The organism is Ruminococcus sp. (assembly GCF_017549005.1).
GTDB lineage: Bacteria > Bacillota > Clostridia > Oscillospirales > Ruminococcaceae > Ruminococcus.
In genome coordinates this window covers 18,938-29,351 of the sequence record NZ_JAFYYT010000032.1, presented here as the reverse complement: position 1 = coordinate 29,351, position 10,414 = coordinate 18,938, and the positions used below count along the sequence as shown (strand labels likewise).

7 protein-coding genes are annotated in these 10,414 nt (G+C 44.5%); 6 read left to right on the top strand and 1 reads right to left on the bottom strand.

Features of this window, described 5'->3' with window-relative positions:
* A partial coding sequence (locus tag IKW96_RS08015) for an NAD(+) synthase (protein WP_296572925.1) occupies nucleotides 1-1,685 on the bottom strand: 1,685 nt, incomplete at its 3' end.
* Between the two features lie 191 nt (nucleotides 1,686-1,876).
* On the opposite strand from IKW96_RS08015, the gene IKW96_RS08010 reads away from it, so the two are divergent.
* The 6 genes from IKW96_RS08010 (at nucleotide 1,877) to IKW96_RS07985 (ending at nucleotide 10,412) form a co-directional block, all read left to right on the top strand.
* Nucleotides 1,877-2,338 (top strand): GNAT family N-acetyltransferase, encoded by a 462-nt coding sequence (locus IKW96_RS08010; RefSeq protein ID WP_294755183.1) that lies wholly within the window; start codon nucleotides 1,877-1,879, stop codon nucleotides 2,336-2,338.
* An 18-nt stretch (nucleotides 2,339-2,356) separates the two neighbouring features.
* The gene (locus IKW96_RS08005; protein WP_296572920.1) at nucleotides 2,357-4,927 is read left to right on the top strand and encodes a PEP/pyruvate-binding domain-containing protein; all 2,571 of its coding nucleotides are present in this window, start codon (nucleotides 2,357-2,359) and stop codon (nucleotides 4,925-4,927) included.
* A 52-nt stretch (nucleotides 4,928-4,979) separates the two neighbouring features.
* Nucleotides 4,980-6,248, top strand: a complete 1,269-nt coding sequence (locus IKW96_RS08000; protein WP_294755180.1) for an FUSC family protein — start codon at nucleotides 4,980-4,982, stop codon at nucleotides 6,246-6,248.
* Nucleotides 6,249-6,371: 123 nt separating this feature from the next.
* On the top strand, nucleotides 6,372-7,712 hold the full coding sequence (locus tag IKW96_RS07995) for a citrate synthase (protein WP_294755179.1): 1,341 nt from the start codon (nucleotides 6,372-6,374) through the stop codon (nucleotides 7,710-7,712).
* 14 nt (nucleotides 7,713-7,726) lie between these two features.
* The gene (locus IKW96_RS07990; protein ID WP_296572910.1) at nucleotides 7,727-8,944 is read left to right on the top strand and encodes an NADP-dependent isocitrate dehydrogenase; all 1,218 of its coding nucleotides are present in this window, start codon (nucleotides 7,727-7,729) and stop codon (nucleotides 8,942-8,944) included.
* Between the two features lie 133 nt (nucleotides 8,945-9,077).
* Nucleotides 9,078-10,412, top strand: a complete 1,335-nt coding sequence (locus IKW96_RS07985; RefSeq protein ID WP_296572907.1) for a circularly permuted type 2 ATP-grasp protein — start codon at nucleotides 9,078-9,080, stop codon at nucleotides 10,410-10,412.
* Nucleotides 10,413-10,414 lie beyond the last annotated feature (2 nt).

Sequence of the window (10,414 nt, the reverse complement as noted above, 5' to 3'; positions counted from 1 at the left end):
ATCTTAGAGGGAGAAAATCCGTATCTCAGCATATAGTACATGAAGAAGTCGTGAAGCTCATACGGTCCGACAAGATCTTCTGTTTTCTGAGCTATGGTACCGTCTTTCTCAGGCGGCAGCAGCTCGGGACTTACAGGAGTAACAAGTATATCGAACAGGACTTTTTTCAGCTCGCCCTCTGATACTTCAGCTTCATAGTTTACAAGCCAGCGTACAAGGGTTTTCGGAATGGACGAATTTACTGCGTACATTGACATATGGTCGCCGTTGTAGGTTGCCCAGCCAAGAGCAAGCTCTGAAAGGTCGCCTGTACCGATAACGATACCTCCGAGCTGATTTGCTTTATCCATAAGCACCTGAGTGCGTTCTCTTGCCTGTGAGTTTTCGTATATAACATCATGCACCTCAGGAGACTGTCCTATATCGGCAAAATGCTGAGTTACACTACTGCAAATATTTATCTCGGTAAGCGTTGCGCCGTAAGTCTTTCCCAGAGAGCAGGCGTTATTGTACGTCCTGTCGGTAGTTCCGAAGCATGGCATGGTTATGGTATGGATACCGCTCCTGTCAAGTCCGAGCATATCAAAAGCGTGAACGGCAACTATCAGGGCAAGTGTGGAATCAAGTCCGCCCGAAAGTCCGAGTATAGCCGTTTTGCAGCCGATATGACGCAGTCTTGTCATAAGACCAACTGCCTGTATGGTGAGTATTTCTTCACATCTGCTGTCAAGTGCCTTTTTGTCGGACGGAACAAACGGAGTTTTTGGGAAAGCTCTGTCAAGGATCGTCTCAGTAACATCAAGCGAAAAATATGCAGTTTTACAGCTCGGGCAAGCAGAAAAAGAGTTCATTCTTCTGCGCTCGTAGGATAATTTTTTTATGTCGGTATCAGCAATTGTCAGTCCGCTTGAAAACGCCTTGGACTCAGCTAAAACAGAACCGTTCTCCGCTATTATATTATGTCCTGCAAATACCATATCCTGCGTGGATTCACCTATACCTGAATCGGCGTAGGCGTAGGTGCAGGCGAGTGAGCCCGAATGTGCTTTTATAAGAGTTCTGCGGTAATCTGCTTTGCCTATGACTTCATCGCTTGCGGAAAGATTGAATATGATGACAGCTCCCGAGGCTGCAAGCCACTCCGACGGTGGAGAACTTACCCACATATCCTCGCATATCTCAACGCCGAAGGTGAGCTCAGGAAGCTTCCTGCAAGTGAAAACAGTATCTTCAAGATGAACGGAATACTCTTCGTCAAGCTGAATATCTGCACACAGACTTTCATTGGCAGCGGTAAAATGTCTGACTTCATAAAATTCGCTGTAATTCGGTATATTCTTCTTTGCAACAGCACCGATTGCTTTGCCTCTGTTTACGATAACAGCGCAGTTATACAGTTTTCCGCAGACTGCAAGCGGTACACCGATAAGTGAAACTATATCCAGTTTTTCTGTCTCTCTGATTATCCTGACAAGCTCATGCCTTGCAGAGCTTAACAGCGCGTCCTGCAAGAACAAGTCGCCGCAGGTATAGCCTGTTACGGAAAGTTCGGGAAAGCATATTATTTTTACTCCCTTGCTGTGGGCATCGGTAATAAGTTCAATTATCCTGTCAGTATTGTACTGACAATCTGCAACTTTAACATCAGGCGTTGCACAGGCTATTTTTATAAATCCGTCCTTCATAGTATCCCTCCAAAAAGAAAAAGGCACTGCGAAAAAACGCAGCGCCCTTGCTTGTCTGAGATTATTATATATCAGATACAAGAAATTGTCAAGGAAAAACTTGACATAATAAAACGAGTATGATATAATGCAAGTAAAGAGCAACGGTGCTGAGTATTCAGCACCGTTTTTGCGTTTTTGGAGGTGATACGGTGTTACAGATAAGATATAAATGGACTGACGGCAATAACAGGGATTTTCAGAGATTCTATTTATCTACAGAGGAATATTACAGCAGTCTTGTAGGCGGAGTTCAGAACCGCACAGGCTTTATCCCTTACAATATATCCGAAAGCATAGGCACTGTGCTCATAGCCTGTATTGATGATATCGCTGTTGGCTGCGCGGGACTGAAAAGATACTCAGATACAGATGCGGAAATCAAGCGAGTATGGGTAGAACCTGAATACCGCCGACAAAGTATTGCTGAAAATATGATGAATATGTTAGAGAAACTGGCCGGAAAATTGAAATTTCAGCGTACTGTGCTGCAAACACGTGAAGCGATGAAAGAAGCCGTATCGCTTTATGAGAAGCTTGGATACTATCGTATCAATAATTATCCGCCTTACGACAGACTCGAAGGCGCAGTCTGCTATGCTAAAAACCTGTGATAAAAGGGAGGTGCTTTTATGGCTGCTTTTGACAGGATATTATCGGGAATACCCGAAATGGATACAGCACTTGACAATATAAGGCTCGGCGACAATGTTGTATGGCGAGTTTCGGAACTTTCTGAGTTCAGGCTCTTCATGGAGCCTTATCTCAGGCAGGCTATTGCAGACGGCAGGAATATCATATATTTCAGATTTGCAAGTCACGAGCCTCTTGTAGAGAACCGCCCCGAGGTAAAAACTATCGAAGTTCCGCTTTCGCACAGATTTGAGACCTTTACCGTTGATATTCACAACGAGATCGAAAAGGCAGGCAGGGACGCCTTTTACATATTCGACTGCCTCTCGGAATTGCAGGCAATGTGGGCGACTGACCTTATGATGGGCAACTTCTTCCGCGTGACCTGTCCCTTCCTTTTTATACTTGATACAGTTGCATTCTTCCCGATAATACGCGGAAAGCACTCCGTTCATGCGATTAATAAAATACTGGACACCACACAGCTTTTTCTTGATGTTTATTCGGATAAAAAGAACGTTTATGTACGTCCCGAAAAGGTGTGGAACAGAAGCTCAGACACGATGTTTCTTCCGCACACCTATGAGCCGGAGACAGGGCGATTCCGCCCCATTCTTGACGGTGTCAAGTCCAGCCGCTTCTATCAGGTTCTCGGCAACGCCCAGCGCTCCGCGGACGAGCAGTTCATGGATTCGTGGGACAGGTCGTTCAAGAAAGCAAAAGTCCTCTTTGAAAACGGCATTGATATAACCGAGCAGTGCAGTAATATGTGTAATATCATGATGACAAGGGACACAAAAATGCGTGAAATGGTCAAGAAGCACTTCCGTCCCGAGGACTATTTCAGCGTCCGTGACCACATGATAGGCACGGGAATGATAGGCGGAAAAGCCTGCGGTATGTTGCTTGCGAGAGCCATTATCCGCAACACCGAGCCTGATATAAACGAAGTTCTCGAACCGCATGATTCATTCTATGTAGGCTCTGACGTTTACTATACATACATCGTTGACAATAATTTCTGGGATATGCGCATAAAACAGCGCACCGAGGAAGGCTATTTCTCCCTTGCAGATGAATTCGCAAAACAGCTTTTGAACGGCAAATTCTCCGATGAGATGCGTGAACAGCTCAACCGTATCATCGAATACTACGGACAGGATCCGTACATCGTCCGTTCGAGCAGTATCCTTGAGGATGGCTTCGGCAACGCATTTGCAGGCAAGTATGAGTCGGTTTTCTGTTCTAACAGAGGTACTCCCGAAGAGCGACTCGAAGAGTTTGAAAAGGCGATAAAAACTGTCTACGCAAGCACCATGAGCCTTTCCGCTCTGGACTACCGCAAACGCCGCGGGCTTGACAAGCGTGATGAGCAGATGTCCCTGCTGATACAGCGTGTGTCGGGCTCTTACTATGGCGCATACTATATGCCATGCGCGGCAGGTGTGGGTTATTCTTACAGCCCATACAGCTTTCTGAAAAGCTCCGACCAGTCCGCAGGAATGCTGCGCCTTGTAATGGGACTTGGTACGTCAGCCGTCGACAGAACAGAGGGCTCATATCCCCGTCTTGTAAGCCTTGATATGCCCGAAAAGACGATATATTCGACTTATGCGGACAGACACAGATTTTCACAGGGCAAGGTGGAAGTCATCAATACTTCTATCCACGACCTTGAACGTCTGCCGCTTTGGACGATTGAGCCTGAGATACCTGAGTATCTGCAAAATATTCTCCTCGAACACGACTTCGACGCAGAAAGCAGACTGCGGGAAATGGGACGGAGAGTATCGTCAACTTTTATCTCCTGCAAGGGGCTTGTCAGCAATAAAACTCTCATGTCGCAGATGCAGAGAATGCTCCGCTGTATACAGGACGAGTATGAATATCCTGTTGATACGGAGTTCACTATAAACGTTTCTGACAGCGGCGAATACTCCATTGACCTTCTGCAGTGCAGACCGCTTCAGGTCATCAAGGACAAGTCGGGAGTTGCTGTTCCCAATGATATACCTCAGGAGCATATCCTTCTCGAAAGCAAGGGAGCTTCAATGGGACTTTCAAAGACTTCAAAGCTTGATATTATCGTGTATGTCGATCCCGTTGTGTACTACAATATGCCTTACAGCGAGAAGAATTCCGTTGCGAAAATGATAGGCAAGATAAACTGGACTTACCGCAACAGCGGCAAACATATGATGCTGATGGTGCCGGGAAGAGTGGGAACTTCTTCACCCGAGCTTGGCGTACCGACAACATTTGCCGATATAAGTGAATTTGACGTCGTGTGTGAAATGGAGGAAGCTCGTGCAGGCTATAACCCCGAGCTTTCCTATGGCAGCCATATCTTTCAGGATTTAGTGGAGGCGGAGATACTATACACAGCTGTATTCAATAACAGCAAAACACTGCATTTCGCTCCCGATAAGCTGAAAGAGCTGCGGAATGTGCTTGAAGATATCGATGAAAACAGCGGACTTGACGACGTTATACACATCTACGACGTGAGCCGCTGCAAGTGCGAGCTTTACAATGACATCAAGAATGAACATCTTCTTATAACGATCTGAGCAAGGGGGCTTATCCGCAAGGGTAAGCCCCTTTTTTACTGGAGTGAGAATATTGAAACTGACATTTCCGCCTATTGGGGCAAGAATAGTAAAATCGTCAATAGCAGTCGGACTGTGTATGGCGGTGTATTTCATAAGGACGCTTCTGCCTGTCGGCAACGGCATACCTTTCTACGGGGCATTGGCGGCTCTGTGGTGCATACAGCCCTATACCGATACTACCAAAAACAATGCATTGCAGCGTTCAGTGGGAACACTTACAGGTGCAGTATACGGGCTTCTCTTTCTGCTGTTGTTCCGCAGGCTGGGTTTAGCCATACCTGAGTTTGTCTATATTTCTGCAAGTATTTTCATAATCCCTGTGATATACACAACTGTTGTTATGAATAAACGGAACGCATCTTTTTTCTCATGTGTTGTGTTTCTGAGTATTGCACTTACACATTCCTTTGACGAGAACCCATATCTGTTCGTGCTGAACAGAGTTGTTGATACCTTTATAGGAATTATTATCGGAGTAGCTGTGAACGACTTCCGCCTACCTGTCAGACGTGATGATTCGACTCTTTATGTCAGCGGACTTGACGATGTGCTCATTTCACAGGCCTCAAATTACAGCAAGGTCGAGCTGAACAGACTTATCCGCAGCGGCGTGAAATTCACTATATCCACTACACGCACTCCCGCAGAGCTAATGTCCATAATGCAAGGAACAGACTTGCAGCTTCCTGTGATAGTTATGGACGGAGCTGCGCTTTATGACGTTAAGGAGAAGCAGTACCTTGATATGACATATCTGTCTCCGACTGTTTCAGCAGAAGCCGAAAGGATAATTTCAGAGTGTGGACTTCACTGTTTCGTGAATACTATGCTCGATTCTACCCTGCTGATATACTATGGGGAACTGCATAATTCTGCAGAAAAAGAACTGTTTGAGTCTCATAAACACTCTCCCTACAGAAACTATGTACGCTCCGAATACCGCCGAAAGGATATGAATGAACGTGTTCTGTATATCACCGTTCTCGCTGAAAAGATAGACATCTTTCTGCTTGAAAGAAAACTGCGTCAGCAGCTTGGAGCAAGTGCGAAGATAAGCCTTTCCGACTCTGAATACGAAGGCTTTATGTATCTGAAAGTTTTTTCTCCCCTTGCTTCAAAGGAGAATATGATGATAAGGCTGAAAGAGTATGCAGATGCGGACAAGATTGTGACATTCGGCAGTATACGTGGGAAATACGACGTTTATATCAACGACGGCGGAGGAAATGCCACTGTGAAAAAGCTCAAAAAAATATGCAGAGCACACGGACATTTTTAACACATAAAAATATTGTCAAACTATTGACAATTTATTTGAGTTATGATATTATAATGGTATAGTTAAGCAAGCAATGGCGCTTATCCGCATGGATAGGCGCCTTTCTTATTTGAGGTGATACCGATGATTACTACAAAAGATGTAATGTATTCCGCTTTCTCTGAAGGAAATAATATTCCGGCTGAATATTTTGATAAGTACAGCGTAAAACGAGGACTCAGGAATCCCGATGGTACAGGCGTTATGGCAGGAGTTACTAATATCTGTAATGTTCACGGATATGTTGTGGATGACGGCGAGAAAAAGCCTACAGAAGGAAGGCTGATTTTCAGAGGCTACAGTATCAATGATCTTATCGAAAAAGCTGAAGCTGAGGACAGATTCGGTTATGAGGAAATAGTTTTTCTCCTTCTTACAGGCAGACTTCCGAACAAAAATGAGCTTGATGAATTCAGAATGACATTATCTGATGAACGTGCGCTTCCGCAGGATTTCTTTGAAGATATGATATTGAAAGCACCGTCACCTGATATCATGAACAAGATGTCAAGAGCTGTACTTTCTCTGTATTCCTATGATGAAGCACCCGAATCAAGAACACCAGAGCATGAAGTGGATACAGCCGTATCTCTTATTGCCAAAATGCCTGTAATTATGGTGTGTGCATATGAGACTAAAAGAAGATGCTATGATAATAAATCAATGATAATGCATCCACTTATTAAGGGACAATCAACGGCTGAGAATATACTTTCAACTATACGCACTGACAGAAAGTTTACTCACGATGAAGCAAAATTACTTGACCTTATGCTCATGCTCCATGCTGAACACGGTGGTGGTAACAACTCGACATTTACCTGCCGTGTACTTACTTCATCAGGAACAGACCCTTATTCCGCATATTCAGCAGCGATAGGTTCGCTGAAAGGTCCACGTCACGGCGGTGCAAATCACAAGGCACTGGAAATGCAAGAAATAATAAAGGCAAATGTCAAAAATTGGGAGAACGATGACGAAGTTGCTGATATTCTGAGGAAGATCCTTTGCAAAGAAATTGGCGACGGCAGCGGTCTGATATATGGTATGGGACACGCTGTGTATACGCTGTCTGATCCGAGAGCTGTAATACTGAAAAAGTACGCAGGTATGATGGCCGAGGGGACAGAGTTTGAGAAGGAATTCCACCTTATCGATTCGATAGAGCGTCTCACGCCAAAGGTCTTTGAAGACATAAAAAGCTCAAGAAAAGCAATGTGTGCAAATATTGATATGTATAGTGGATTGGTATATAAAATGCTGAGGATACCGCCCGATCTGTTTACTCCTCTTTTTGCTGTCTCGAGAATGGCAGGCTGGTGCGCTCACAGATTCGAGGAGATAAACAGCGGCAAACGTATCATGCGTCCTGCATATAAATCCATTAATAAGGAAAAGCCATATATTGATATGGAAAACAGATAGAAAGGCTGATAAATATGAAAAAGATAAAAATGAAAACTCCCCTTGTTGAAATGGACGGCGATGAAATGACACGTGTGATATGGAAGATGATAAAGGATATACTCATTCTTCCGTATATCGACCTGAAAACAGAATATTACGACCTCGGACTTGAATACAGAAATAAAACTGATGATAAAGTCACAGTTGAATCAGCGGAGGCGACCAAGAAATACGGAGTTGCAGTAAAATGTGCTACTATAACGCCGAATGCTGCTAGAATGGAAGAATATGAGCTGAAAGAGATGTGGAAGTCACCTAACGGCACAATAAGAGCTATACTTGACGGAACAGTGTTCCGTGCTCCCATACTTGTTGACGGTGTAACGCCGTATATCCCTACATGGACAAAGCCTATCACCATTGCCCGTCACGCTTATGGAGACGTATATAAAAATACCGAAATGCAGATTGAAAAAGGAAGCAAAGCAGAGCTTAAAGTCACGGATAAAAACGGAAATGAGAAAACAGAGCTTATCTATGATTTTTCAGACAGCGACGGAATTATTCAGGGGCTTCACAACAAGGACAAGTCAATAGAAGGCTTTGCGCGTTCATGCTTCAATTATGCACTTGATACAAAGCAGGACTTGTGGTTTGCCACTAAGGACACTATTTCCAAGAAATACGATCATCGCTTCAAGGATATTTTCGCTGACATCTATGAAAAAGAATACAAAGCACGCTTTGAAGCCGTTGGTATAGAATATTTCTATACACTTATCGACGATGCTGTTGCGAGAGTTATACGTTCCAATGGCGGGTTTATATGGGCGTGCAAAAACTATGACGGAGATGTAATGTCTGATATGGTCGCTACTGCATACGGCAGCCTTGCAATGATGACGTCTGTACTTGTGTCGCCTGACGGTAAATATGAATACGAGGCTGCTCATGGAACTGTACAGAGGCACTATTACAGGTATCTCAAAGGTGAGAAAACATCGACCAATCCCGTTGCAACTGTTTTCGCATGGAGCGGTGCGCTTAGAAAAAGAGGCGAGCTCGATGCGACACCTGAGCTTTGCAAATACGCTGACAGGCTTGAAAAAGCAATACTTCAGACGATAAGCGACGGTGTAATGACAGGTGATCTTGCAGCAATATCAAGTCTGAAAAACAAGCAGACTGTCGATACAGAGACATTTCTTATCGAAACTGGGAAACGCTTGTGGTCAATGCAAGATGAGTAACATAAAAAAATATTGTCAGACTATTGACAATTCGTTTCGGATGTGGTATTATGAGAGTGTAATAAAGCAAGCAAGGGCGCTTATCCGCATGGATGAGCGCCCTTATTATTTGCGTAAGAATGGAGTGATAACAATGACACAGCAGAATATCAAGCAGTTCACAAAGGCAGTTGGCAACGCAACCGAGATAAACGAGCTTCTCAGACGCTACGGCGTAAAATTCGGAATATACAAAAACGGTGTTTTTAATGAGCAATTCTTTCCTTTCGATCCTATACCGCGCGTGATAGCATCAGAAGATTTCAAGAGCATTGAAAAGGGACTTGTTCAGCGTGTAAACGCCCTGAATGAGTTCCTTTTTGATATTTATCACGATAAAAAGATCGTAAAGGAGGGTATTATTCCCGAAAATTTTATCTACATATCTAAAGGCTATCTCGCACAGTGCGAGGAAATAACACCGAAGAACAGGATATACAGTCATATTTCGGGAATTGATCTCGTGCAGGCTAAGGACGGCGAATGGTATATCCTGGAGGACAACCTCCGTATACCGTCGGGAGCATCCTATCCGCTTATTGCAAGAGAGCTTACAAGAATAGCTGCTCCTGATGCTTTCTCGGAGAACGAGATAGTCGATAACCGCAATTATGCAAAGCTTCTGAAAGAAACTATGGAGTACGCTAACTGCGGCGGCATAAGGGCGATTCTTACTCCGGGAAGATATAACGCTGCATACTTTGAGCATTCGTACCTTGCGGAGCATACAGGGTCTGTACTTGTGCAGAACGATGAGCTTTTCGTGGAGGATAATATTCTCTATCACCGCACATATTCGGGCGGTAAAACGAGGATAGGAGTGCTGTACAGACGTATTGCAGATGAGTACCTTGATCCGCTGAATTTTCTCCCCGAATCGCTGATAGGCATACCAAATCTCATGGAGGTATACCGCAGCGGAAATGTCGGAATAATTAACGCTCCCGGCAATGGAGTTGCCGATGACAAGGGAATATATTACTTTGTACCGAAGATGATAAAATATTACCTCGGCGAAGAACCCATACTGAAAAACGCTCCCACATATCTGCCGTTCTACGAGGAGGACATGAAATATGTTATGGACAATCTCGAAAAACTGGTCATCAAGGACGTTGCTGAGGCAGGCGGATACGGCGTTGTATTCGGAAGAGATCTCACAAAGGAAAAGCTTGAAGAATTCCGCAGAACTATTATTGGCGAGCCGAGGCGCTTTATCGCACAGGAGGTCATTGACTTCCTCGACCTGCCGATACTGGATAACGGCGAGACTGTAATGCGAAAGGCTGACCTGAGAGCTTTCGTGCTGTCGGGTGAAACGACAAAGGTATGGGCTTCGGGACTTACAAGATTTTCACGCAATCCCGATTCGTTTGTGGTGAATTCCTCGCAGGGCGGCGGCTTCAAAGACACATGGATACTAAAATAGAA

What these genes read in the sequence shown, in the direction of transcription:
- IKW96_RS08005 (WP_296572920.1), top strand. Translation starts at nt 2,357, where the DNA reads ATGGCTGCTTTTGACAGGATATTATCGGGAATACCCGAAATGGATACA.
- IKW96_RS07990 (WP_296572910.1), top strand. Translation starts at nt 7,727, where the DNA reads ATGAAAAAGATAAAAATGAAAACTCCCCTTGTTGAAATGGACGGCGAT.
- IKW96_RS07985 (WP_296572907.1), top strand. Translation starts at nt 9,078, where the DNA reads ATGACACAGCAGAATATCAAGCAGTTCACAAAGGCAGTTGGCAACGCA.
- IKW96_RS07995 (WP_294755179.1), top strand. Translation starts at nt 6,372, where the DNA reads ATGATTACTACAAAAGATGTAATGTATTCCGCTTTCTCTGAAGGAAAT.